The sequence below is a fragment of the Aliiroseovarius crassostreae genome (assembly GCF_001307765.1).
Classification (GTDB): Bacteria; Pseudomonadota; Alphaproteobacteria; order Rhodobacterales; family Rhodobacteraceae; genus Aliiroseovarius; species Aliiroseovarius crassostreae.
On record NZ_LKBA01000019.1, the window covers coordinates 523,339 to 547,912 of the forward strand.

Below are 24,574 nucleotides of genomic sequence, written 5' to 3' on the forward strand. Positions count from 1 at the left end.
CTGAACCGACTGTCTTTTGCCGAGTGCCATTGTCCGGCGCCCTGTCAGCAAAAGGTCTGCCATTGCAACCCAACAAGGTCAAGCACCCCCAATGCCCAGGCCGCAACGGCCTGAACGTGGCGACACTTTCTGTTTGGATCTCAGGCGGTTTCCTCTTCGCTTTCTCCGGCAATATATGCCACGCGTGCGCCTGCCTTGTTGCCGGTCACAACGCCAAGGGATTTCAGCTTTCGATGCAGGGCGCTGCGCTCCATCCCGACAAAATTCGCAGTTTTCGAGATATTGCCGCCAAAACGGTTGATCTGGGTCAGCAGATATTCCCGCTCAAACGCTTCCCGTGCTTCGCGCAGTGGCAGGGTTGCCAGGGCCGACGGAAGCGCACGCGGAAGGCCGCCATCCTCACCCGCAGCTTCAGCCGGGTCATTTCCAGGAAGCTCATGCGGTTGAATGGGGCCGGTGCCATCGCCCAGAATCAACACGCGCTCGATCACGTTTTTAAGCTGGCGCACATTGCCCGGCCAGCTCATTGCCTGAAGCATTGCCTCGGCATCTTCGCTCAAACTGCGAAGGGCCAGCCCCTGCTCGGCATTGATCGTTTCCAGAAAATGCGCGGCAAGCTCCGGGATGTCTTCGCGTCGATCGGCCAAAGCAGGCACGGAAATCGGCACGACATTTAGCCGATGAAAGAGCTCTTCGCGGAAGTTTCCTTCATTAATTTCGTGCTGTAAGTCTTTGTTAGAGCTAGAAATGACGCGAATATCTACGCTGACCTTATCATGTCCCCCGACCCGCTGAAAACGCTGATCCACCAGAACGCGAAGGATTTTGGACTGGGTGCCAAGCGGCATGTCGGCGACCTCATCGAAATAGATCACCCCGCCATTGGCTTCATCCAGAAGGCCGGGTTCCACCCCGCGTTCCACTGTTTCGCGCCCGAACAACACCTCCTCCATCCGGTCGGCGTCAATCGCTGCGGAATTGACCACGACAAACGGTGCTGAAGAGCGGTCGGAATGGGTGTGAATATAGCGCGCTGCCAGCTCTTTCCCCGACCCGGCCGGGCCGGATAGCAGCACGCGGCCATTTGACTTTGTGACTTTATCAAGGTTACTTTTCAAAGCTTTGAGGGCCGAACTTGATCCAACCATCTCTTTTGTGGACCCGTCACGCCGTTTCAGTGCGGTGTTTTCGCGTCGCAGGTTGCTGGCCTCCATCGCACGGGAAATCACCACCATCAGCTGGTCAATGTTGAACGGCTTTTCGATGAAGTCATAAGCGCCTTGTTTGATCGCCGCGACGGCGATCTCGATATTGCCATGCCCGGAAATGATCACCACCGGCACTTCCGGGTGTTCGCGCTTGACCATTTTCAGGATGTCGATCCCGTCCATGTCACTGTCTTTTAGCCAGATGTCGAGGATCATCAGCGCGGGAAGTTCGGATTTCACCTGCGCCACGGCCTCATCCGAGGTGCCGGCAATGCGGGTGGAAAACCCCTCATCTTCAAGAATATCCGAGATCAACTCGCGGATGTCCCGCTCGTCATCGACAATCAGAATATCGCCCCTGGTGTCACTCATCTTATCCTCTTTCCTTAACTCACTGCAGTCGCCGGGATTTCATCCACTGGCAACCAAATTACAGCCATGGCCCCGGGGCGCAGCTGCCCAGTGCCAGATTGATGTCCAAAGACGGGGGCATCTTCTAGATCGAGCGTCCCGCCATGTTCTTCGATAATTTTCTTGACGATTGGCAATCCCAACCCGGTCCCTTTGTCGCGTGTCGTGACATAGGGTTCAAAAAGCTTAGCACGGTCTTCGGGCAGGCCAATCCCATTGTCGGCAATGGTGATCCGCACCCCGTCCTCTTCTTTTTGCATCGCAATCCGGACCTGAGGATCATACCCTTGAGGAGCGCCACGTTCCTGAAGGCTTTCAATGGCTTCACCGGCATTTTTGATAAGGTTTGTCAGGGCCTGACCAATCATGGTCGGGTCAATATCCACGCAAAGCTCTTCTTCTGGCAGGTCTGCGTGAATCGTGATGCCCTCTTGGCCTGTCTGCTGCAAAAGCACCGCATCCCGGGTCAAAGCCACAAGATCTGTGCGTCTACGCTCAGGTTCCGGCATCCTGGCAAACTTTGAAAATTCATCAACAATGCGCCGCAAATCATTGGTTTGGCGAACAATCACATCCGTGTATTGTTCAAGGGCGTCGACATCCACCCCGTCAACACGAGAGAATTTCCGCTTGATCCGCTCCGCCGACAATTGAATTGGGGTGAGCGGGTTCTTGATCTCATGTGCAATCCTTCGGGCGACATCGCCCCAGGCGGCCATACGTTGCGCAGATACCAGATCGGTGACGTCATCAAAGGCAATCACATAGCCTTCCAGCTCACGATCATGATTGCGCCGCTGGGCAATGCGCACCAGCAAGCTTTCCTGCTTGCCGCTGCGGGTCAGGCGCACTTCTTTCTGAACGCTTTCGCGATTGCTGCTGCGCAATTCATCAAACATGGGCTGAAACTCCGGTACAACCAGTTCCAACTGATGTTCATGTCCGCTTTCATCCTGCACATCCAGCAGCCGTTCGGCGGCGCGGTTGACAAAGGTGACCGACCCATCGGCCGCAAGCCCCATAACCCCGCCAGTGATGGAACTCAGCACACTGTCAAACAAACGCCGACGCTCATCAATTTGCTGCGTGTTATCCAGAAGCCGCTGACGCTGCCCCTTCAATTGCCGGGTCATCTGGTTGAAAAACCGCGCGAGCATGGCGATTTCGTCATCCCCGCGCTCTTCCAGCACCTGAACATCCAGATCCCCGGCCCCAACCCGTTTTGCAGCCCCCGCAAGCCGCCCGACCGGTCGCGCCAGCCGTTCGGCAAACCACATTCCCATCCAGACTGCGGCGAGGATCAGGATCAGCGCAAAGCCAAGATAAATAAGACCAAATTGGAACAGGGTTTTCCCGCGCTGGCTTTCCAGTTGGGTGTAAAGTCTGGCCGCTTCCTGTGTTTCATCGACCAGGTCCAGGATCTCTCCGTTCACCTCGCGCGTCAGGTAAAGAAAATGGTCGGAGAAGCCCGGCAGCAGAAGCAAAACGCGAAATTCATTCTGGCTCCAGTCTTCGATCACCACCGGTTGCCCTGCCATCGCCTGTTTGAAATCTTCCTCTTCGGGGCGGTCATAGTTGAACAGGTAGGATTGATTGCCGCGCACCCGAATATCGCCATCGGAATTCAGCACAAAGGCTTCGCTCAGCCCGCGCTGGATCCGCTCTTGCGCCGTTGTCAGAAGCTGGCCGAGTTCACCCTCGGTCAAAAGGGTTTGTCTTTGTCTCTGGGTCACAAGGAAATTGCTGATCGCACGCGCATCCTGAACAAGCCCCTCGCGGCTTTCCCCCTTATAGGCTTCAGCCGCGGCGCGGGAATTCCCCACCACAAGGCGCACACGTTCTGAAAACCAGCCCTCAAGCCCCAAATTCAACGTGAGCATGGCAAAGATCGCCACCAGCACCGTCGGGCTCAGCGCGATAACGGCAAAAACCGCGGTCAGACGCAGGTGCAACCGTGACCCGGCATTTTCCATCCGGCGCGCACCAACCATTCGAACGATACCTGCCAGAACAAGTCCGGCCACGACGATCACGTAAAGAAGGTCGGCCATCAGGATGAGACGCAACGCGGAGCTTTCCCCGCCCTGACCAAAAGGCCCAAGCACAAGGAAAGTGCCCACCGCCAGAAGTGGTCCCATCATGATCAGGCCAAGGGCCGATATCGTGCGCAAGCGGCGCCAGTTCCGCGCCGCGATATACCGCTCAAGGCTGGTTTTGCGCATCTTGCGCTCTGCCAACGTATTTGCCCCCCAAAACCTGCAGGCTGCTCGTTACTGCCACTTTTGTGACACCGAGTTCAGCACCACGTCTGCGCCGGTTTGTCCGACCACTTCACGTCTCCCGCCCCGGATCGCAGCGACCCAGTGCCAATTTGCAACGCTTGTTGCTCTTTTACATCAACTTTCGACGGCGTGTCACCTCTATTCCGAGGTCGGTGATCTTTTTGCGCAAGGTATTGCGGTTGATGCCAAGAAGATCGGCACATTTGGCCTGATTGCCGCTGGTGGCATCCAGCGCAATTTCCAGCAGGGGAAGCTCGATTTCACGTAAAATACGTTGATAAAGGCCGGGTGGCGGCAATGTCCCGCCGTGAAGATCGAAGTAATGCTTGAGGTGCCTAGCGACAGAGGCGGAAAGCCGCTCATCGGGGGCCTGACTGGGAGAGCGCACGGCCAGATCCCCGGACAGGGCATTCGTTATTTCGGTCAGAGAAATGTCTTCCTCGCCCCCGGTGACCAGCAGGCGGGTCATCAGGTTTTCCAACTGGCGCAAGTTTCCGGGCCAGGGATGCGCTCGCAACGCCTCCAGAGCGTCGTTCGACAGCCGCCGCTCCAAAATCCCATCCTGCGCGGTGCGCTGAATGAAATGCGCCGCAAGGGCGGGGATATCTTCCAGCCGTTCACGCAGGGCCGGAACGGATATCACGACACCTGCCAGACGGTAATAAAGATCTTCGCGAAACGCGCCTTGCCGAATGCGTTCTGATAGATTTCCCTGAGAGATGGCAATGACCCGGGGGCCTCCATTTCCACTTGCGCCAAGCCCATCCAGAAAGCGCGACAGGCGCGCCTGAGCCTCGCCATCCAGATCCCCGATCCCGTCAAAAAGAATGGTGCCGCCGCCAACCCGGCGGGTCAGATCCGACAAGGCATCCGCTGGCCGCAGATCATCCGGGGTTGCCACCACAAATGGGGCCTCACTGCGGGCTGAGAAATCATGTATGGCCTGGGCAATCAACGACTTTCCGGTGCCGCTTTCCCCGGTAATCAATACAGGAAGATCAATATTCAGCACCCGCGCCACGAGGCGATAGAGGTCCTGCATTGCCGGGCTGCGCCCCACAAGCGGCAGGTCTGACCTGGTGGTGGAGGTCCCCTGAACCGGGCTTGCAGGCGCACGCAGGCGTTTTCGCTCCAACGCCTGCCCGACACGTTTCATCAGGTCCGGCAGGTCAAAGGGTTTGGGCAGATAATCAAATGCCTCTGCCTCGGCCGCCTGAATGGCCGTCATGATCGTGTTCTGGGCGGAAATCACGATCACCGGAAGGTCGGGGCGCATTTCAGAGATCTTAGGCAGGTTTTCCAACCCGTTCCCGTCAGGCATGATCACGTCGGAGATCACAACGTCCCCGCGCCCCTCTTCGACCCATCGCAGCAGCGTCATCATTGAACCGGTGGCATGCACCCGACAGCCTGCGCGGGTCAGCGCCTGGGTCAGCACAGTTCGGATCGTGCGGTCGTCATCGGCAATCAGAACGGTTCCGTCCATTGTCTCAGCTCCTTATTTCCTGGCCCGCCCGGGATCGGGCACCACCGGCAGCGACACCCGAAACACGGTTCGGCCCGGTTGACTGTTGACGGTGATCAGCCCGCCGTGATCGGTGAGGATCTTTGATACCAGCGCCAGCCCGAGGCCGGTGCCATTTTCCCGGCCAGACACAAAAGGATCGAACACATGATCGGCAATGTCCGGGGGCAGGCCCGGACCGTCATCAATCACCTCGACCTGAAGCGGAAGGGGCTCTCGGGTGCCATCCGGACCGCGCCGATGCAACCCGGCGTCGTAAAAGCTGCGCAACGTGATGGACCCGGCACTGCCTGCGGCCTCAGATGCATTCTTGATCAGGTTCAGAAAAACCTGCATCAGCTGGTCTTCATCCACAAAGGTCAGGGGCAGTGAGGGATCATACAGTTCATTGATGCTGCACCCATCGGCAAATCCCACCCGAGCCGTGGTCCGGGCGCGATCCAGCAGGTCGTGGATATTGACCGGGTGTTTTACCGGCGGGCGCAAATCGCCAAACTGTTCAACCTGATCCAGCAGCGCCACGATGCGGCGGCTTTCGGCAACAATCAGATCCGTCAGCTCCTGATCTTCCGGGCTGAGCCCCATGGACAGAAGCTGTGCCGCCCCGGTGATGCCGGCAAGCGGGTTCTTGATCTCATGGGCGAGCATTTCCGCCATGCCAATCGCCTGACGCGCGGCCTTGCTGCCCTTTTCTTGCCCCAACTGTTCCGGCTGTCGCGGATGCAACAGCAGCAACGCCCCTTCCCCGATTGGTGAGATCTGGATGTTCACCTCGCCGGGCGGGGCATTATGCGGCGTGAACTTGACCGCATCTGCATACATCGTTCCCTGCGATGCGCGCACCCTCTCGATGGCGTCCCCAAGTTCGGGTCCAAGTTGCAGCACCTCGATCATCCCACGTCCAAGCAGGGCCCGCTCAGATTGATTGAGCAGGGCTTCGCCTGCGGCATTGACCTGCTCAACCTGCCCATCCTTTGACAGGATCAGCGCGGGAATGGGCAATGCGGACCACAGAAGATCGCTCATGCGGGCACCTCTTGCAGCAAAGCGTCCGAAAGCAACCCGGTCACTTCGGCCGGATCACGTGACGACAGGATCCGGCGGCGCAGGTCCGCGGGTGTGCGGGCCACATCCATATACCAGCCAAGATGCTTACGGATCACCCGCGCGCCCAGTTCCTCGCCATAAAAGTCAAGGCTGGCACGATGATGATCCTGAACCATGTGGACCAGATCTTCGCCTTGCGGAATCACCGGGGCAGGCGCGCCAAACAGATCATGGGCCACCTGTTGCAGGAGCCAGGGCTTCCCCCCTGCCCCGCGCCCGATCATCACACCATCCGCACCAGATTTTTCAAGCGCCTCGCGTGCGGTTTTGCTGTCCATGATATCCCCATTGGCAATCACCGGTATCGATACCGCCTCCTTGACCCGCCTGATCGCCGACCAATCGGCACGACCTTTGTAAAACTGGCATCGGGTCCGGCCGTGGATGGTGATCATCTGGATGCCAGCCGCTTCGGCGCGTCCAGCAAGCTCCGGCGCATTCAGCATCATGTCATCCCACCCCAGACGTGTCTTGAGCGTGACCGGGATCTGCACCGCGCCGACAATGGCCTCGATCAAGCGCAGCGCATGATCGAGATCGCGCAAAAGCGCAGAGCCGGACATTCCGCCGACCACCTTTCGGGCTGGACACCCCATATTGATGTCGATGATCCGGGCACCATTGGCCTCAACCATCCGTGCCGCTTCACCGGCCCAGTATACATCCCGGGCGGCCAGTTGCACCGCAGTGTCAGAGAGGCCAAACCCCAGCTCCGCCCGTTCCCGCACCCCCGGTTTGGCCTGCACCATTTCCTGACTGGCGACCATTTCGGACACAACCAGACCGGCCCCAAATCCGCCAACAAGCTGGCGAAACGGCAAGTCGGTGATTCCCGCCATTGGCGCCAGAATAACCGGCGACGGCAGCGTGATATGTCCGATAGAGAGAGGCATGCCTAATCCTTGAGCAATTGCGAAAATCATGCGCGGGTCCCTGCAACCAAACAAGAATTTGCCTGCGGGGATCGGCCCTCATTTATGAATTGCACATTTTTTAGGCGGTTTCCATGGCGCTCTATCGGCTTGTGATCTCTTTCGTGGCAGGTTCGCAAAACGCGCGTGATGTGGCGGCAAAGGTTGCGCCCGGCGTTCGTGTTGAAATCTTCGATACAGTTTTTCGCAGAAACATCTTAAACAGGGCGTCATGACACACCAGACACACTCCATTCCCCCGAAAGTGGCCGTGGTCATTGTTGCCGCAGGCCGGGGCACGCGGGCGGGCGGCGGGCTGCCAAAACAATGGCGTCCTCTGGGCGACGGTTCCGTGGCGGAGGCCACCATCCGAAGGTTCTGCAACCATCCCCGTATCTCGATGATCGCGCTGGTTATTCACCCGGAAGATCGGAAACTCTGCGAAACCCTGATCTGGGATCGCCTTTCCAAAGGACCTGACCTTCCCGAGATGGCGGAAGTTTTCGGCGGGGCCAACCGCGATGAAACGGTGCGGCGTGGGTTGGAAGCTCTGACCAGCGCCAACCCGGATTATGTGCTGATCCATGACGTGGCCCGGCCGCTTGTGTCCGACAAGGTGATTGATGCAGTTCTCGATGCGCTTACCCTCAGCCCGGGGGCGGCCCCTGCCCTTCCTGTCACGGATGCGCTTTGGCGGGGAACGGATGGTAAGGTTTCCGGCACCCAGAACCGTGACGGGCTTTATCGCGCACAGACCCCGCAGGGGTTTCATTTCGACAAGATCCTGTCCGCACATCGCGCCCATCCGGGCGGGGCCGCCGATGATGTCGAAGTCGCGCGCCATGCAGGGCTTGACGTCACGATCGTGGCGGGCGAGGAGCAGAACCTGAAAATCACCACGCCCGAGGATTTCGCACGGGCCGAGTTATTGTTGCAAAACATCACGTAAGGGACAGCAAGATGGATATTCGGGTGGGTCAGGGATATGACGTGCACGCCTTTGAAGAGGGTGATCATGTGATCCTGTGCGGTGTCGAAATTCCGCATGAGCGGAAGTTGAAAGGGCATAGCGATGCGGATGTGGGCATGCATGCGCTGACAGATGCGATTTACGGCGCCTTGGCGGATGGCGATATCGGCCAGCATTTCCCGCCCAGTGATCCGCAGTGGAAAGGTGCTGAAAGCGATATTTTCCTGCGCCATGCCGTCGGCCGGGCCCGTGATCGGGGGTATCGCATTTCGAATGTGGATGTGACCCTGATCTGCGAACGGCCGAAGATTGGCCCTCATGCCATCGCCATGCGGGCGGCCCTTGCCACCATCATGGGGCTGGAACCGGACCAGGTTTCGGTCAAGGCCACCACATCGGAACGGCTCGGGTTTACTGGCCGGGAAGAGGGGATCGCCTCAATGGCCGTTGCCACGTTGATCAAGGATTGAGCCATGAACAAATCCACCGCCAAGCTGATTGCGACCTTCGGCTATTCTGGTCTTTTGAAACCCGCATCCGGCACCTGGGGCACCTTGGCGGCGCTGCCGGTAGGATGGCTTTTACACATGATCGGGGGGCCGATAGCCCTGACTGGCGCCACCATTCTGGCCTATCTCATCGGCCTCAAAGCGACAGAGATTTACACCATGGGGAGCGACAATCACGACCCGTCTGAAGTGGTGATCGACGAAGTGGTGGGGATGTGGATTGCACTTTTCCCGGTGTCTTTTGGGGCGCGGATCATGGGGGCTGATATCTTACAGCTTTATCCGGGCTGGATCGTGGCGTTCCTCGCGTTTCGGTTCTTTGACATCACCAAATTCGGGCCGATTGGAAAAGCGGATCGGCGCGGGGATGCACAAGGTGTCATGCTGGATGATGTCTATGCGGGTATTGCCGCTGCGATCACCGTGATTCTCGCGGCCTATATCGCCCATATGGTGATCATTGGCCCAACCCCGATGAGGTTCTGATGCCCACTCCGACCACGCCCCTCACCGATGATCCCCTTGTCGCGGGCCTTCTGGACATGTGCCGCAGCAAAGGCGTGAAACTGGCAACGGCTGAAAGCTGCACCGGGGGCATGGTAGGCTGTTGGATCACGGAAATTCCCGGCAGTTCCGATGTTTTTGATCGTGGGTTCATCACCTATTCAAACGACGCGAAACAGGAAATGCTGGGGGTTCAGGCAAAGACCCTTGCCGCCCATGGGGCGGTCAGCGAAGAGGTCGCTGCGGAAATGGCTTTGGGCGCTTTGGCGCATTCGGTTGCGGATATCGCCGTCTCGATCACAGGTATTGCCGGCCCCGGTGGATCCGATCACAAACCCGAGGGCCGGGTCTGTTTCGGGCTTGCAGCAGCCACCGGGGGGACAACTGCGGTGACAACGGAAACCGTGGAGTTTGGCGCCCGTGGGCGCGCGCAAGTGCGCCTCGCCGCGGCACGCCACGCACTGGAACTGATTGACGCTGCATTGAGCGCGCGCTGAGAGAGCGAGACCGGAGCGGGATCAGCTCCGACCGGCCAGCGCGTCGTTCAGAACACCACGCACAATCTCCATATCAACCTGATCGGTGACAAACGCATCGCCTATGGCGCGGGCCATGATAAAGCGCAGCTTTCCGGCCTGAACCTTTTTGTCCTGTGCCATCAGCGCAATCAGCCCTTCTGCATCCGGCAGCTCGCCGGGAATATCCGACAGGTCTTTCTTCATGCCCATGGCAGCAAGATGTTCGCGCCAGCGCGAGGGGCTTTCCTGGCTGATCAGCCCCATCCGGGCCGAGGTTTCAAAGGCGAGCGCACATCCGATCGCAACCCCTTCGCCATGCAGCAGGCGGTCGGAATAGCCGGTGGCGGCTTCCAACGCGTGACCAAATGTGTGACCGAGGTTCAAAAGCGCACGGTCTCCCTGCTCGGTTTCATCACGCACCACGATATCGGCTTTCATCTGCACAGAATGGCGCACGGCCTCTTTGCGCAATGCCATATCTCCCGCGGCGAGTGCCGGGCCATTTTCCTCAAGCCAGGCGAAAAAATCCGCATCTCCCAGACCGCCATATTTGACGACCTCACCGTATCCGGCCAGAAAATCGCGCTTTTTCAACGTGCCCAGCACCGCAATATCTGCCAGAACCAAAGACGGCTGATGAAACGCCCCCACAAGGTTTTTACCATGGGTCGTGTTGATGCCGGTTTTTCCCCCGACCGAGCTGTCAACCTGTGCAAGAAGGCTGGTCGGGATCTGCACAAACCCCACGCCCCGGCGCAGGATCGCGCAGGCAAAGCCCACCAGATCGCCGATCACCCCACCGCCAAAGGCCAGAACCACATCCTTGCGCTCAACCTTTTGCGACAACAGCCATTCGACCACCTGCATGAGATAAGGCCAGCTTTTGGTGCCCTCTCCCGGTGGAAGGATCAGCGCCTCAGCCTCGATCCCTTCGGCAGCCAACCCGGATTTGAGCGTATCCAGATGCAGACCGGCAACCGTTTCTTCCGTTACAATCCATGTCTTCGGGCGCGGCAGAAAAGGAGCGATTTCCGCGCCCGCACGGTTGATCAGCCTGGGGGCAATGCGCACGTCATAGGCGCGCCCTTCGAGGGGAACGTGAACTGTGGTCATCTCATACCTCCTGCAAAACATCCGGACGGGTCAGAAGGGCGGCAATCACCGCATCCGCCATATCCCCGATTGCATATTCCGACCGGGCCTCAACAACCAGATCCGCATGGGCATAGATCGGCACGCGGGCATTGTAAATCTCGGTCAATGTGGCCTTTGGATCAGCAGTGCGAAGAAGGGGACGGGTGTCTTTGTGTTTCACCCGGTTCCACAGCAGTTCCAGATCCGCCTTGAGCCAGACGGACACACCCATCTCGGTGATGACATCGCGATTTCTCTCAGCCAGGAATGCGCCGCCGCCGGTGGACAGAACCGCCCGCTCCGTCTCCAGAAGACGTGCGATGACTTCGCTTTCCCGATCGCGAAAAAACGGCTCGCCGTCGCGTTCGAATATCTCGGCAATTGACATGTTGGCCGCTTTGACGATCTCTTCATCACTGTCCAGAAAAGCAACGCCCAAACGGTTGGCCAGCGCCTGTCCGACGGCGGTTTTCCCAGCCCCCATCATGCCCACCATGACCACGGATTTCTTCAGTTCATATGTCACAGTCTTGCTCAAAGGGGCGCCCATCTGCCGAATTACGAAGTTTTTACTTCAATGGCGTGATCTTGCCGCAAAAGCCATATATAAAATGAACCGAGGCAACCGCGAGGCGAGAAAAAAGGGAAAACCATGGCACTTCGCATTATCAAACTCGTTCTTTTTCTGTCGATCCTGTCCGGCATCGGCGTATTGGGATACGCCTACCTTGGGGACATGTCACCTGATGCCACACCGCAGAACATGTCGGTGATCTTGAACGATGGCTAAGAGGGGGTGTCCTTCTGAACCTGGGCGAACAGGCAACCCGGCAAAGCTGGGCCGTGTTTTGTCACGGTCGCTTTCCCGGTCACTGCTCTGTGCGCTGGTGGCGGGCACCCTGTCCGGTTTGGGTGTGCCCGGATTGGTAATGGCGCAACAATCTTCGCACGCGCCCGTGTCCCAGCAGGGGGCTGCAGACAAGCCGCTTTCGGCCATTGACTGGCTGTCCAACAGCATCACCCTACCCGCCCCGACACCCCCTTCTGCCCAAAGCGGTCGCAGCGAAAGCGATGTGGCGCAGACGGCGGCGGTGGCCGCGGTGACAGTGTCCCCTCTTGCACGCACAAAAACAGACGCGGTTGGTCTTTTGCCCAGCCATGTGACAGGATTTCAGTCCGATCTCTGGGGGGCCTCGCGCGCGGATGACCTTGCGCGCCGGATCAGCGGCCTGCCGGTTGACCTGCTGCCGGCCCTGCAGGACCTTCTGAACCGCCTTCTTCTGGCCGAACTTGATCCCCCAAAGGGCACGTCGCTTGCTGATGACCGGCTGTTCCTGGCCCGAGTGGACCGGCTTTTGAACATTGGTGCTCTTGATCAGGCCGATGCGCTTTTGGCACGTGCCGGTCTGACAACACCTGCCAGTTTTCGCCGTGGATTTGATACGGCGCTGCTTTTGGGGGAGGAAGACCTGATCTGTCGCCACCTTGCCAATGCCCCCGCCCTCAGCCCGACTTTTCCTGCGCGGATCTTTTGCCTTGCCCGTCAGGGGGATTGGGAAGCGGCGGTCCTGTCTTTGGGCACGGCGCGGGCGCTGGGGTATATCTCGCAAGAGCAGGACCTTCTTTTGTCCTGGTTTCTGGACCCTGACCTGTTCGAAGGTGACCCCTTCTTGCCCAAGCCCGGCAATCCGACCCCTCTGACCTTCCGTCTTTACGAGGCAATCGGCCAGCATATTGCCACCCACACCCTGCCCCTCGCCTTTGCGCAGGCGGATCTTCGCGCCAATATCGGCTGGAAGGCACGCGCGGAAGCGGGCGAGCGGCTGGCCCGTGTGGGCGCCGTCAGCGACAACCAGATCTTTGGCCTTTACACCGAACGCAAACCGGCGGCCTCAGGGGGCGTCTGGGATCGGATGGCCGCCGTGCAGGCCCTTGATACAGCACTGAAAACACGCGACATTGATACGCTGAACGTCCTGCTGCCTGCGCTTTGGACCCGGTTGGAAGAGGTGGATCTGGAGCTGCCCTTCTCACGCATTTTCGGACCTGAACTTAACCGGTTTCCCCTCGCAAAAGAGGCTGCATGGGTGGCCCTTCGCATGGGGTTGATGTCCAACGCCTCCGAACAGATCGCGCGCCAGCTTCCGGCAGATCCGGGGCCTGCTCCACGTGCCGCCATCCTGCGCGCGATCGCTCTTGGGGACACAATATCGGTTGTTCCGGTGGATGCCGAAACCGAAGCGGTGCTGGAAGGGTTTGCTGCCCGCACCATGCCAACACGCCTCAGCGGCCTTGTGGATCAAGATCGTGTGGGAGAGGCCATCCTGCGCGCCATCGCCCTGTTCAGTAACGGCTCCTTGGGCGATCTGGACGAGGTGAGTGATGCAATCGCGTTTTTCCGCCAGATTGGTCTTGAGGACACGGCCCGCGCCGCTGCTTTGCAATTCTTGATACTGGATCGCCGCGGATGACCGGATTTGATCACAACGCACGCTGGATATCAGCCTTTCTCGAAGCGCAGGCGGCCGAATTGGACGGTGCGCAGAACACGCTGCTTGCCTATGGGAGGGATCTGAAAACCTTTTCCGATCACCTTGGCTCCAAGGGATTTTCCAACGTCACCCGTGAAGATATTGAAAACTTCATGGTGGAATGTGATGCGCTTGGACTGGCCCAGTCAACGCGCGCGCGCCGCCTGTCCTCGATCAAAGGGCTTTTTCGCTTTGCCTATGAAGAGGGATGGAGAGACGACAATCCCGCCTTGCAGATCAAAGGGCCCAAACGCGTAAAATCCCTGCCGAAAACACTGGACGAACAACAGGTTGATGCCTTGTTGGCGGCGGCAAGGCAATTTGGGCGTTCCCCCTCTGACCGATGCCGAAACACCTGCCTGATGGAACTGCTCTATGCCACCGGAATGCGGGTCAGCGAGTTGGTCGGGCTGCCGGTCAGCAGCGCGCGTGGTGACCCGCGCATGTTGTTGGTCAAAGGGAAAGGGGGCAAAGAACGGATGGTGCCGCTGTCTCCGCCCGCGCGCGATGCGCTTGCAGACTGGCTTTTGCTCCGCGATGAACAGGAAGAGACGCAGCGGATTGAGAAAAAGGCCCCCCCCTCCCCATTCCTGTTTCCCTCGCGGGGAAAATCTGGCCATCTGACCCGGCATCGGTTTTTTGGCCTGATCAAGGAAATTTCGGTGGCGGCGGGCATATCTCCGGATCTGGTGACCCCGCACCGGCTGCGCCATGCCTTTGCCACCCATCTTCTTGCGCATGGGGCAGACCTGCGCACCATTCAGACGCTGTTAGGCCACGCCGATGTCGCCACGACCGAGATCTATACCCATGTTCTGGAGGAACGGTTGAAGTCGCTGGTGCTCGAACACCACCCGCTTGCGCAACGCGACACGTAATCCGATGTCTGGACTGCTCGGGACACGCGATGAAGGGCTGGATGCAAAGCACTCCCTCTGGGGGACCAACCCTGCCACCAGCAAGGCTCACCCTACCACGGGGCCATAAAGTTCCTGTGCCCGCAGTTCAAACGCCCGCACGATCCGTTGCATTGCCTCGTTGAACACCAAGCCAATGACTTTCTGCAAGACTGCGCTCTTGAATTCAAAATCGACAAAAAATTCAATTTCACACCCCGTTTCATGCGGATGAAACTGCCAATGGGACCGTAGATATTTGAACGGCCCGTCCAGATATTCCATGTCCAGGCGCGGCGTGTTGGGGTCCAGAAGGGCCCGCGATCCGAACCGCTCCCGAAACACTTTGAAACTGATCACCAGATCGGCCTCAATCACTTCCGTTCCATCCGGTTGCGGCGTCCGCTTGCGCACCCGTGCAGCCGAGTTCCAGGGCAGGAATTGCGGATATTTCGCAACATCAGCCACCAGTTCATACATCTGGTTGGGCGTATAAGGCAGGATCCGTTTTTCCCCATGGGTTGGCATATGTGCTTTTTCCCTTCTATCGTGGCGGAACATGTCCTAATTATGCGCTCGGAAATCAAGGGGGATGCCCCGAAAAATACCAGCAAACCTGCAAGGACCCAGCATGACCCAACCTGCCTATGTGATTGACACCCTGATCTCAGCAAAACGGATTGCGGCGCGGGTGGAGCAGCTGGCCCATGACATTCATGAGGAGTTTGAAGGCACTGACAAATTGGTTGTGGTCGGGCTGCTGCGTGGCTCTTTTGTCTTTATCGCGGATGTGGTGCGAGAGCTCGACCTGCCGGTCGAGGTCGATTTCCTTGAGGCCTCATCCTACGGCAACGCCATGGAAAGCTCGCGCGAGGTGCGCATTCTCAAGGATCTGCGTGGCGAAATTGCCGGGCGCGACGTGCTGGTGGTCGAAGATATCGTCGATACCGGCCATACGTTGACCCAGGTGATCAAACTTCTCGAAGCCAAGGGGCCGCGCAAGCTGCGCACGATTGCCCTGCTCGACAAACCATCCCGTCGTGAAGTGGACATCAAGGCCGATTGGACCGGCTTCGAAATCCCCGATGAATTTGTCGTTGGCTACGGGATCGACTATGCGCAACGAAACCGAAACCTGCCCTTTATCGGTAAGGTGCGTTTTGTCTAAGAGACCTGACCGATGAACCCGCGCTGGCTTTGGCGGATGTCCCGATGGGCGCGAAACCCGCCCTCTGAAAAACGCGTGAAACTGTTTTTGGCCGTGCTGGTGCTGTGTCTCGCCCTTTTTGCCGTGGAATATTTCTTCGGCGCGCCGGGCTGGATGCAGGACTTCCGCTCACAAAGCAAAATTCGCCCATAATCATGCCCATAATCACGCAACGAAAAAGAGCGCCCGGAAAACCGCGCGCCCTTTTTCTTGCCTGAAATACCTCGGGGTGAGACCCGAAGGGTCGAGGGGCAGCGCCCCTGATCTGTCCTGTCAGGGTTTTGTCGCCAGCTGAGCTTCGCGATTGGCCCGCAGCCGTTCAAAATCATTCCCGGCAAAATAGGACGAGCGTGTCAGAGGGGTTGCCGACACCATGGTAAACCCTTTGCCATAGGCCGCTTTCTCGTAATCCTTGAACTCATCAGGATGCACAAACCGCTCCACCGCGTGGTGTTTCGGTGTGGGCTGCAGATATTGACCGATGGTCAGGAAATCCACATCCACCGCGCGCATATCATCCATCACCTGCCGCACACCTTGCGCATCTTCGCCCAGCCCGACCATGATGCCGGATTTGGTGAACATCGACGGGTCCAGCTCTTTCACCCGCTGCAACAGGCGCAACGAGTGGAAATAGCGCGCACCGGGGCGCACAGTCGGATAAAGGCCCGGCACGGTTTCAAGGTTGTGATTGAACACATCCGGTTTGGCCGCCACCACGGTTTCCAGCACCGACGGGTCGCATTTCAGGAAATCTGGCGTGAGGATTTCAATTGTGGTTTTCGGGGATTTATGACGGATGGCGCGAATGGTCTGGGCGAAATGCTCGGCCCCGCCATCTTTCAGATCATCCCGATCGACCGAGGTGATCACCACATGGTTGAGGTTCAGCTTCTTCACCGCGTCAGCGACGCGGCCCGGTTCAAACACATCCAGATCATCCGGTCGCCCGGTGGCCACGTTGCAGAATGTGCAGCCGCGGGTGCAGATCTCTCCCATGATCATCATGGTGGCGTGACCCTGCGACCAGCATTCCCCGGCATTCGGACAGGCAGCCTCTTCGCAGACCGTGGCAAGCTTGTTTTCACGCATGATCTTGTGGGTCTCGGCATAACCCTTGCCGCCGGGCGCGCGCACACGGATCCAGCTGGGTTTCTTGGGCTGAGCGTTGTCCTTGCGATGCGCTTTTTCCGGGTGGCGCTCTTCAGGAAGTTTAAGATCACGCATGAATGGTCCTCCAATTTCCCCGATTATATACGCCGCGTGGGGAAGCCTGTCACCCTTCTGCATCGGCAGGGATGCGGGAATGTGAAAAATGCATGGCTTGGCGAAATTGGCGCGCATGAAACCGACATGAACCGCCCTGCCCGGCGCAATTCTGTTGCGTTTGTGAATTTTACCAACTGCGACAAAGAAAGTCATTGAGTGAGTTTTGGAATCTTTCTAGACAGTCGCGAACCGCAGGGGAACGTTGATTCTTCCCCTGCCAAAAGTTGAACTTTTATGAAGGATCAAGACAGATGAAAGAAGGCGTTCGCGTTCCCAACATCACCTTTAAAACCCGTGTGCGTGACGAAAGCATCGGCGGTGACAACCCGTTCCGCTGGCAGGACATGACCTCGGATGATTATTTCGCCGGCAAACGCGTGATCCTGTTCTCGCTGCCAGGGGCATTTACCCCCACCTGTTCGACCTTCCAGCTTCCAGGCTTTGAAAAAAGCGCTGAAGAATTTGCAAAACTGGGCATCGAAGAGATCTATTGCATGTCCGTGAATGACAGCTTTGTCATGAACGCCTGGGCGCGCAACCAGGAATTGAAAAACGTGAAAGTGATCCCCGACGGATCGGGTGAGTTCACCCGCCTGATGGGCATGCTGGTCGACAAATCCAACATCGGCTTTGGTGTGCGTTCCTGGCGCTACGCCGCCGTGATCAAAGACGGTGTGGTGGAAAAATGGTTCGAAGAGCCGGGCCGCGAGGACAATCACGGCGAAGATCCCTATGGCGAAAGCTCGCCGGAAAACGTGATGAGCTGGTTGAAAGACAATGCCAGCGCCGTGGCATAAGCCACCCCGCGTTTGAAAAATTCAAAGGGCCGCCTGATTAGGTGGCCCTTTTTTATATGATTTACTTCATAGGATTTACGGTTTTCCAGACGTGTGAACTTGATCTCTATGTGGCGGTGAAGCGGGTTTTCCATTCGGCAAAGCCCCCGGCAATTCCGGCAATAGCTCAGTGTTGATGGTGCCAAAGAAGCGCTCGATCTTGCCGCACCCCTGCGGTCGGCCCACCGTCGAGAACACAAGCTCAATACGCAAATCCGCCGCTACCTGCTCAAGGTGCTTGCTGGTAAAATCGCTGCTGTGATCGGTGTAGAGCACGTCTGGTAAGCCGCAGATCGGCCAGGACGGCGTGTCTTTGCGCCAGATCGCTTGCCACAGGGTAAGGGCCATTTTGGATGGCTGAAGGCGCGCCCACCAAAATGGCATACCCGGCCGCGGCACGAGAATGATCATCGAGCACAATGGTCCGCCAGGGTCGTACCGGCGTGCCATTGGCATCCGGAATGAGAATATCCAGCTGCCTGTGGTCTGCTTTCCAAACCGCATCCGGCTTTTCAGCCCGATGACGATAGACCATTTCGAATTGGTCGCGGTAGGCGGCTGCGCCGTCATGGGCGAGCGTGACAATCGGAGTTTGTGCAGGGCCAAACCTTCGATCAGATTGACCAGCTCAGACGGGATCTTCCGCCGCCCTGCATCGGTGCGCGGTGCCCGCGCCAGCCCAACCAACCCGTCCCGATGATATCGGGCCACCCATCTTTGAAGGGTGCGCAACGAGACCTCACTGGCACGGGCCACTTTCGTCAGGGGAACCGCATCGTTCAAATGTGGGCGCAGGATGTTGAACCGGCGCAGTGCTTCGGCGCGCCGGTCATCGGACAGCGTGGTCAAACAGTCCGTAAGGGGACGGTGAGCGGACATTTTGGCATGACGTGGGTCTCGCTTGCAACCGGCATCTTGAGTGTATCATGACAATGGTACGATGAAATTTACAAAAGAGGGGCCTTATTCGTGCAATGGCGGTATGAGTTTCACAAAAATCGGATACGCGCGCTGCTCGACCGACCGGCAGGACCTGTCGGCACGAAAGCAGGCGCTCGAAAAGCTCAGGGTGAGCCCGGATCGCATCTACACCGACCACGGGCTGACCGGCACCAACCTGGCCCGCCCCGGACTGGACCAGGACCTCGCCGCTGTGCACGAAGAGAACATCCTCGTCGTGCACAAACTCGATCTGTTGGCGCGCTCGGTCCCCGATGCCCGCGAACTCGAACGCCAGCTTGGGTGCAAGACGATGGAAGTGGAGATATTGGAGGAGTCATTGGATAAGTCACGGTCAAAAGAACCAACCTTGCTTGCACATTCGCTGCAACGGGACGGTTGCCATGAAGATGGTTGCTGATGCTCTGGGGTGTCCCGTTCAAACTTGCACGAACGGCAGAACGGAAGCACGAAGCCGCGTCGGAGCTATCATAAAGCTCAAGACGCGGCGGTCCTGCCACGCATCGACGGCTGGTAGCGGAGCACCCGACCTATGGCTACCAGCGGATTACGGCCGTGCTGAACCGGGAACTGCATTCTCTGGGCTTACAGGTTGTTAACCATAAACGGGTTTACCGCATCATAAAGTACAACAGTTTTCTGCTGGAGCGCTCCGGCTTTGATCGACCCGAGCGCACCCATGACGGCAAGGTGGTGGTGATGCGCTCGAAGCTGCGGTGGTGCAGTGACGGCTTGGAGTTCACCTGCTGGAACGGTGATGTCATTCGTGCAGCTTTTCTGATCGACGCTCATGACCGCGAGATCATCACCAGGCGGGCTGTGGCCAATGCAGGCATCAGCGGTTCCGACGTGCGCAACATGCTGCTAGAGGCCGTAGAGAAGCGGTTTGGCTCCTGCCGTGCTCCAGATGTCGCCGATGCACTGTCCACGTCTGCATGTTTGTTTGAGACACGTGATGAGATATTGGCTTGCCTGTCCCATTTCCAAGCCGCGCGACTTGAAGCAAGCCACAGTGTGTAGGCCGCATCTGAACGGTAAATTGGGGACTGTTGCATTAAAGCGTTTCGGGATTAACTTGAGACACATGCTTATTCCCAAATGCCCACGACATTGAGATCTCTTACCGCGTTTCGGTTTCCCCCTGTATCAGGTTAAAACCGAAACGCTTTAATTCGATATATGTTGTTTTTGCGCCGACAGCTTTGATCCAGCCCTGCACGGCCTGAGCCACGAACTCCGGACCATTTTCCGAACGAATGAACGATGGGATACCACGTAGGATGAGCAGGTCGCTCGGGGCATTGATCACGTTGCGCGAGTTCAGCTTTCTATCGACGCGGATCGCCAGACATCCGTATGCATCCGGTGTCCCTGCTCTGACGTGGGATAGAGTGTGTTGATGGTGTCCACCATCGATAGTGGACATTATGAGGCGGGTTATGGGGGCGAAGAAGGGCGGGAAGAAGCGGTTTTGGTCGGACGAAGAGAAGGTTTCGATCTGCGCGCAGACACGGACGTCAGGGGGGCGGTTGCGCAAGTGGCGCGGCGTTACGACGCAAATCACCTGCGCGACTGGCTGAGCGACGCCAAGGCAACCGCCTGCATCCCACCGCGCAAGAACCGCAAAATACAATTCGAATATGACGCAGACCTCTCCAAAACCCGCAACATCGTCGAGCGCATGTTCAACCGACTGAAGGACTGGCGACAACTCAGCCTGCGAACATTTCGATGCCAACAAACCCTCTTGGCAGCAGCCCACATCGCCGCAACAGTCATTTGGCTCTTATGAGTCTACGCCCTAGCAAATAATCCTATTGGCCCCATAAGCGCTGAAGTCAGACACTGCCCTTCTGTGATTTCTGGGGTTATATTTGACGTTTATGGAACAACTGAGTCGGTCAGATCCCCCGCCACAAAAATATAATATTGACCAGTGACAAGGCTGCCATCCTTAAGTGTCAGATCAACCGGTATGAAATGGTGCTGGACCCGATCCTTGGCTTCTATCATGTCTTTTACACGGTAACTGACGATAAGGTCACGACTCCAGCGACCACTCACCAGATCGGTCAACACACCTCCCTTTTGCAGGTGCCCTTAAATCATCTTGTAGGGGATTGGACCTTGGATTTTGGGGACAGATCCATGCGGCTTTCCAAGTCTACCATACTCCCTTGTAATCTTTTCATCTGGCCAGACATCCCACCATTGAACGTCGCCGGGCTGGTTGCGCTGAGTTTTCAAGTGATAGGGCATAAGAAGCGTCCTGGTCGTAGAGTTTAGGTATAGTAGTTTAAGTTATTGGCGGCTGCAAAATCTTGGCCAAATGTGGTTTCAGATTGCAGGCCCTCGCGGAAATAAGGCCATTTTGCCCTAATTCCCGTATTCCCTCAGGCCCGTTACAAGCCGATGCCGGTCCTCAAATTCTCATGAAATTCCAAGGCTACATAAAACTTTAGATTAAATTACAATAATCTAAAGATACCCCAAACTAACCGGATAGGTAGACGTAAATTTGTCATAAGTATGACAGAATTTTGTCTGTAATTGGGAGCCGATTTTTCCACGGCACTTCCATCTCCGGTCAGCTTCCGAGCTCCGAAGTTTTTTTGAAATAACTTTCTTTTTACGGGGGGTAGAATGTTTAGAAACAAAACATCCACGCTAAGCATGCTCGCTGCAGGCATCATGCTTATTGGATCGGCACAAAGCAGCTTTGCAACTGAATGTACGTTTAAAACGCATAGGGCATCCCTTGATGCTGATATCTTGTGCGGCTGCACAAGTGTGACGACAAAGCTGCTGCGGCACATTCAGAGAAGTGACGACTTTCTCACCATTCTGGAACAAACAAGCGCGCAATGTCCCGCTTTTGCGAATGCGTTGAACGCATTGCCAACGGCGTCGATTTCGTCCGCATTGCCTGACTACGATGATGAACCGAACCAAAAGCCTGGTGGTGATGGCGGCGGTGACGGCGGCGGTGACGGCGGCGGTGACGGCGGCGGTGACGGCGGCGGTGATGGCGGCGGTGATGGCGGCGGTGATGGCGGCGGTGATGGCGGCGGTGACGGCGGCGGTGATGGCGGCGGTGACGGCGGCGGTGACGGCGGCGGTGACGGCGGCGGTGATGGCGGCGGTGATGGCGGCGGTGACGGCGGCGGTGATGGCGGCGGTGATGGCGGCGGTGATGGCGGCGGTGACGGCGGCGGTGACGGCGGCGGTGACGGCGGCGGTGACGGCGGCGGTGATGGCGGCGGCAATGGCGGCGGCAATGGCGGCGGCAATGGCGGCGGCAATGGCAACTCGGATTCCACAAACGGAAACTCAGGCAACTCCAACGGGAACGGTGGCTGCACGAGCGGTGGAAACCAAGGCGCATCGAACTGCTAAATCAGTCAAACAAAACGGGCGTAGCAAATGCTACGCCCGTTTTCTGTCTGCACCGTATTTCTGGGTGTGAAAACAATTGAGAGGTTTTAACCACCAGCGAAGACATTGACCCAGCGAGCAGGATTGTTCGGATCCTGCATCCGCAAAAACACATAGCGGGTATCCTGCCAGCTTCGAATCTTATTCGTCACATTGTCCAGGATCAGATCCCCTTTGGCCGAACGATACACAAGAACCGCATGAGAATTGCGTTTTCGGTCAAGAACCGTTGCGATCAAAAGGCGTTGCGGCGAAATCCCCTGCCCGATCAGCGCGTGTTTTTTGGCAAGTGCATAATCCTCGCAGTCACCACCAAGCCGGGAAGGCATGGTCCAGCGTTCCGCAACACCATATTGCTTTTGATCATCCACTGGGCGGATGGTCCGATTGACATGTGAATTGATCTGTCTGACCACCTTCATCTCATCAGGACTTATGGCACGATCCACCGAGCCGGTTGAACAGGCCCATTGATATGTTTGACACAGAGTTCTGGCGCCTGGAGGTGCCGCAACCTGCCCCTTGTTCGGGACAAAATAGCCACCAGCTGCGGTTGCGACCTCAGCCCCGCTGAGCATAACCGCACCAACGGCCACGAAAATCATGGATTTAACAGCGCTTGCCACGCGCAATCTGCCCCCCGGCATTACATACTGCTTCATGTCTCTATCCCGCTCCTTGCCTTGCACCTCATACTTAAATGGCTTGGCGTCAAAGGGTTCATTTCATGACAAGTTCCCCTGTCAGGAGTTAAGGTAGAGTGTAAATTTGTCCAAAAATGGGCCTGTATGCGGCCAGATAGCTGCATTTATGCGTACCTGGCTACAATGCCTTTTCTTGGGCGCGGATTGTTGCCGATTTAAACATGCAATCGGAATGGCTCACAGCTGGTAGATCTCAGAAAACTTGCTTTCCAGATACCTTAACAACGGCTCAACGGTAATCGAAGACCCGGTTGCATGTGTGATGGTCGCAACCGGTTCACGAAGGCCACCGTATTTCTGAAGCTTTTCCCTCAACCAACCTGTCGCATAGGTGGCATGACCTTGTGCAAGCTGAGCCTCCAGATCGGGCAGATCCGCACACAGGGCCTGATAAAGACATCCCGCGTAAATATTGCCCAATGCGTAAGTTGGAAAATAGCCAAACAACCCGACGGCCCAATGCACGTCCTGCAACACTCCGTTCGAAGCTTTGTCGACCTCGTATCCGAAGTCCGTTGCAAAGCGCGCATTCCAGGCATCTTCCAGATCGGCAACATCGAGATGCCCGGTGATCAACCGGCGCTCAAGATCAAAGCGCAACATCACATGCAGGTTATACTGAACCTCGTCCGCCTCGGTGCGGATAAAGCCCTTGTTGATCCGGTTAACGGTTCCGTAAAACGCCTCAGCGGATGACGCAGGGGCCTTACCAAATGCCTTTTCCATCTGCCCAAACAGGTAGCCCGTAAACGCACGCGACCGGCCGATCTGATTTTCGTAAATCCTCGACTGGCTTTCATGCACCCCCATTGACACGCCCGCGCCCAGAGGCGTGAGGAGATGGGTTTTGTCGATGCCCAGTTCATAACAGGCGTGGCCCACCTCGTGTATGGTCGAATAGAAACAGTTGAACGGATCTTCTTCTGCCGTGCGGGTGGTAATGCGAACATCCTGCCCCGAGCCGGACGAAAACGGATGCACGGCCTTGTCCAACCGACCGTGATGGAAATCATATCCGAACTTTTTGGCCAGTTTGCGCGCCAGCTTCATTTGCTTCTTGGCCGCGTAAGTGCCGATGAGGGCTTCGGGCTGCCGATCGGCGCCAAGGGCGGCATCGCGCAACGCCACGAGGCGCGGACGCATGGCATCAAACAGGGCCTGGATCTCTGTCCCTGACGTGCCCGGTTCATAGCCCTCCAGAAGCGCGTCATAGAGATCTCCTCCATCCGCAAGAGCCGCAGCGCGCTCTCTCTCCAGCTTGACAACTTGTTCAAGAACAGGACGGAAAGCTTTGAAATCATTTGAAGCCCGAGCGTCTGCCCAATGCCGTTGAGCCCCGGACGTCACGCGGGCAATTTCGGTTGCGAGCGCCTCGGGCACGCGGGATCTGCGGGTAAAATCCCGGCGGATATGGCGCAGGTTCGCGCGCTGAGTTTCATTCAATGCATCTTCATCAATGGCCGCCAACCATTCGCCAATCCGCGGATCCGTTCGGCGTTGATGCAGGATCTTCTCAAGCACGGCCATTTCCTCAGCCCGCTGATTGCCAGCACCATCGGGCATCATCGTTTCCTGATCCCAGCCCTGGCGTCCTGCGACCTCACCCAGCGCATTGGTATCGCGCTGAAAGCTCATCAAATCATTGTAGTTTTTCATA

25 protein-coding genes and 2 pseudogenes are annotated in these 24,574 nt (G+C 57.4%); 13 read left to right on the forward strand and 14 right to left on the reverse strand.

Annotated elements, in window-relative coordinates; genetic code table 11:
• Positions 1-140 precede the first annotated feature (140 nt).
• The 5 genes from ntrX to dusB form a co-directional block, all read right to left on the reverse strand.
• Entirely contained in the window at positions 141-1,580 is a 1,440-nt protein-coding gene (ntrX, locus tag AKJ29_RS15260) for a nitrogen assimilation response regulator NtrX (RefSeq protein WP_055192268.1), read from the reverse strand.
• Positions 1,581-1,594: 14 nt separating this feature from the next.
• Positions 1,595-3,841 (reverse strand): sensor histidine kinase NtrY-like, encoded by a 2,247-nt coding sequence (locus tag AKJ29_RS15265; RefSeq protein WP_074963761.1) that lies wholly within the window; start codon positions 3,839-3,841, stop codon positions 1,595-1,597.
• A 169-nt stretch (positions 3,842-4,010) separates the two neighbouring features.
• The gene (locus AKJ29_RS15270; protein ID WP_055192270.1) at positions 4,011-5,387 is read right to left on the reverse strand and encodes a response regulator; all 1,377 of its coding nucleotides are present in this window, start codon (positions 5,385-5,387) and stop codon (positions 4,011-4,013) included.
• Between the two features lie 12 nt (positions 5,388-5,399).
• On the reverse strand, positions 5,400-6,452 hold the full coding sequence (locus tag AKJ29_RS15275) for a two-component system sensor histidine kinase NtrB (protein WP_055192272.1): 1,053 nt from the start codon (positions 6,450-6,452) through the stop codon (positions 5,400-5,402).
• Complete coding sequence (dusB, locus tag AKJ29_RS15280; RefSeq protein WP_055192274.1) at positions 6,449-7,426, reverse strand: tRNA dihydrouridine synthase DusB; 978 nt, start codon at positions 7,424-7,426, stop codon at positions 6,449-6,451. Before dusB ends, AKJ29_RS15275 begins: the two co-directional genes overlap by 4 nt.
• Before the next feature lie 113 nt (positions 7,427-7,539).
• Here dusB and AKJ29_RS19750 point away from each other — a divergent pair, with 113 nt between their 5' ends.
• Genes AKJ29_RS19750 through AKJ29_RS15300 form a run of 5 tightly spaced genes read left to right on the forward strand, consistent with a single transcriptional unit; the run spans position 7,540 to position 9,924 of the window.
• The gene (locus AKJ29_RS19750; RefSeq protein ID WP_161805455.1) at positions 7,540-7,680 is read left to right on the forward strand and encodes a hypothetical protein; all 141 of its coding nucleotides are present in this window, start codon (positions 7,540-7,542) and stop codon (positions 7,678-7,680) included.
• Positions 7,677-8,393, forward strand: coding sequence for a 2-C-methyl-D-erythritol 4-phosphate cytidylyltransferase (gene ispD, locus AKJ29_RS15285; protein WP_055192276.1), 717 nt, complete (start codon positions 7,677-7,679; stop codon positions 8,391-8,393). The genes AKJ29_RS19750 and ispD overlap by 4 nt, the downstream gene beginning before the upstream one ends.
• Before the next feature lie 11 nt (positions 8,394-8,404).
• Entirely contained in the window at positions 8,405-8,884 is a 480-nt protein-coding gene (gene ispF / locus AKJ29_RS15290; RefSeq protein ID WP_055192278.1) for a 2-C-methyl-D-erythritol 2,4-cyclodiphosphate synthase, read from the forward strand.
• A gap of 3 nt (positions 8,885-8,887) precedes the next feature.
• Complete coding sequence (locus AKJ29_RS15295) at positions 8,888-9,409, forward strand: phosphatidylglycerophosphatase A family protein (RefSeq protein WP_055192280.1); 522 nt, start codon at positions 8,888-8,890, stop codon at positions 9,407-9,409.
• On the forward strand, positions 9,409-9,924 hold the full coding sequence (locus tag AKJ29_RS15300) for a CinA family protein (RefSeq protein ID WP_055192282.1): 516 nt from the start codon (positions 9,409-9,411) through the stop codon (positions 9,922-9,924). Before AKJ29_RS15295 ends, AKJ29_RS15300 begins: the two co-directional genes overlap by 1 nt.
• Positions 9,925-9,945: 21 nt before the next feature.
• Here the strand turns inward: AKJ29_RS15300 and aroB are convergent, their stop codons facing one another.
• Together aroB and AKJ29_RS15310 are read right to left on the reverse strand one after the other, a co-directional pair.
• The gene (aroB, locus tag AKJ29_RS15305; RefSeq protein ID WP_055192284.1) at positions 9,946-11,058 is read right to left on the reverse strand and encodes a 3-dehydroquinate synthase; all 1,113 of its coding nucleotides are present in this window, start codon (positions 11,056-11,058) and stop codon (positions 9,946-9,948) included.
• Position 11,059: 1 nt separating this feature from the next.
• Entirely contained in the window at positions 11,060-11,629 is a 570-nt protein-coding gene (locus AKJ29_RS15310; RefSeq protein WP_055192286.1) for a shikimate kinase, read from the reverse strand.
• Between the two features lie 102 nt (positions 11,630-11,731).
• On the opposite strand from AKJ29_RS15310, the gene AKJ29_RS19930 reads away from it, so the two are divergent.
• The 3 genes from AKJ29_RS19930 to AKJ29_RS15320 are packed head-to-tail and all read left to right on the forward strand — an operon-like array spanning position 11,732 to position 14,488.
• Positions 11,732-11,869: a hypothetical protein gene (locus AKJ29_RS19930; RefSeq protein WP_175502297.1), complete on the forward strand. Its 138-nt coding sequence runs from the start codon at positions 11,732-11,734 to the stop codon at positions 11,867-11,869.
• A 58-nt stretch (positions 11,870-11,927) separates the two neighbouring features.
• A complete protein-coding gene (locus AKJ29_RS15315; protein ID WP_055192287.1) occupies positions 11,928-13,550 on the forward strand; it encodes a hypothetical protein in 1,623 nt (540 codons plus the stop codon).
• Positions 13,547-14,488 carry a site-specific tyrosine recombinase XerD gene (locus AKJ29_RS15320; RefSeq protein WP_055192289.1) on the forward strand — a complete coding sequence of 314 codons (942 nt, stop codon included), beginning with the start codon at positions 13,547-13,549 and terminating at the stop codon, positions 14,486-14,488. The genes AKJ29_RS15315 and AKJ29_RS15320 overlap by 4 nt, the downstream gene beginning before the upstream one ends.
• 87 nt (positions 14,489-14,575) lie before the next feature.
• Here AKJ29_RS15320 and AKJ29_RS15325 read toward each other — a convergent pair whose 3' ends face one another.
• Positions 14,576-15,034 carry a type II toxin-antitoxin system RatA family toxin gene (locus AKJ29_RS15325; protein ID WP_055192292.1) on the reverse strand — a complete coding sequence of 153 codons (459 nt, stop codon included), beginning with the start codon at positions 15,032-15,034 and terminating at the stop codon, positions 14,576-14,578.
• A gap of 103 nt (positions 15,035-15,137) precedes the next feature.
• Here AKJ29_RS15325 and hpt point away from each other — a divergent pair, with 103 nt between their 5' ends.
• Positions 15,138-15,674, forward strand: coding sequence for a hypoxanthine phosphoribosyltransferase (gene hpt, locus AKJ29_RS15330; protein WP_055192293.1), 537 nt, complete (start codon positions 15,138-15,140; stop codon positions 15,672-15,674).
• A gap of 312 nt (positions 15,675-15,986) precedes the next feature.
• Here hpt and lipA read toward each other — a convergent pair whose 3' ends face one another.
• Positions 15,987-16,940: a lipoyl synthase gene (lipA, locus tag AKJ29_RS15340; RefSeq protein WP_055192297.1), complete on the reverse strand. Its 954-nt coding sequence runs from the start codon at positions 16,938-16,940 to the stop codon at positions 15,987-15,989.
• Between the two features lie 293 nt (positions 16,941-17,233).
• Here lipA and AKJ29_RS15345 point away from each other — a divergent pair, with 293 nt between their 5' ends.
• Complete coding sequence (locus AKJ29_RS15345; RefSeq protein WP_055192298.1) at positions 17,234-17,779, forward strand: peroxiredoxin; 546 nt, start codon at positions 17,234-17,236, stop codon at positions 17,777-17,779.
• A 75-nt stretch (positions 17,780-17,854) separates the two neighbouring features.
• Here the strand turns inward: AKJ29_RS15345 and AKJ29_RS15350 are convergent, their stop codons facing one another.
• On the reverse strand, positions 17,855-18,667 hold the full coding sequence (locus AKJ29_RS15350) for a helix-turn-helix domain-containing protein (protein WP_055192300.1): 813 nt from the start codon (positions 18,665-18,667) through the stop codon (positions 17,855-17,857).
• A gap of 133 nt (positions 18,668-18,800) precedes the next feature.
• Between AKJ29_RS15350 and AKJ29_RS20175 the strand changes: the two are divergent.
• Positions 18,801-19,735, forward strand: a pseudogene (locus tag AKJ29_RS20175) (recombinase family protein); the annotation flags it as partial.
• Between the two features lie 214 nt (positions 19,736-19,949).
• Here AKJ29_RS20175 and AKJ29_RS15365 read toward each other — a convergent pair.
• Positions 19,950-20,129: pseudogene (locus AKJ29_RS15365) on the reverse strand (IS3 family transposase); the annotation flags it as partial.
• Positions 20,130-20,177: 48 nt separating this feature from the next.
• Here AKJ29_RS15365 and AKJ29_RS15370 point away from each other — a divergent pair.
• Positions 20,178-20,570: a transposase gene (locus AKJ29_RS15370; protein WP_055192306.1), complete on the forward strand. Its 393-nt coding sequence runs from the start codon at positions 20,178-20,180 to the stop codon at positions 20,568-20,570.
• An 89-nt stretch (positions 20,571-20,659) separates the two neighbouring features.
• Here the strand turns inward: AKJ29_RS15370 and AKJ29_RS19480 are convergent, their stop codons facing one another.
• Positions 20,660-20,857, reverse strand: coding sequence for an imm11 family protein (locus AKJ29_RS19480; RefSeq protein WP_409360039.1), 198 nt, complete (start codon positions 20,855-20,857; stop codon positions 20,660-20,662).
• An 859-nt stretch (positions 20,858-21,716) separates the two neighbouring features.
• Here AKJ29_RS19480 and AKJ29_RS15380 point away from each other — a divergent pair.
• The gene (locus tag AKJ29_RS15380) at positions 21,717-22,244 is read left to right on the forward strand and encodes a hypothetical protein (RefSeq protein WP_161805456.1); all 528 of its coding nucleotides are present in this window, start codon (positions 21,717-21,719) and stop codon (positions 22,242-22,244) included.
• Between the two features lie 16 nt (positions 22,245-22,260).
• On the opposite strand, the gene AKJ29_RS15385 is transcribed toward AKJ29_RS15380, so the two are convergent.
• Together AKJ29_RS15385 and AKJ29_RS15390 are read right to left on the reverse strand one after the other, a co-directional pair.
• Positions 22,261-22,875 carry a transglutaminase-like cysteine peptidase gene (locus AKJ29_RS15385; protein WP_074963804.1) on the reverse strand — a complete coding sequence of 205 codons (615 nt, stop codon included), beginning with the start codon at positions 22,873-22,875 and terminating at the stop codon, positions 22,261-22,263.
• Positions 22,876-23,094: 219 nt separating this feature from the next.
• Positions 23,095-24,573, reverse strand: a complete 1,479-nt coding sequence (locus tag AKJ29_RS15390; protein ID WP_055192314.1) for a carboxypeptidase M32 — start codon at positions 24,571-24,573, stop codon at positions 23,095-23,097.
• Position 24,574 lies beyond the last annotated feature (1 nt).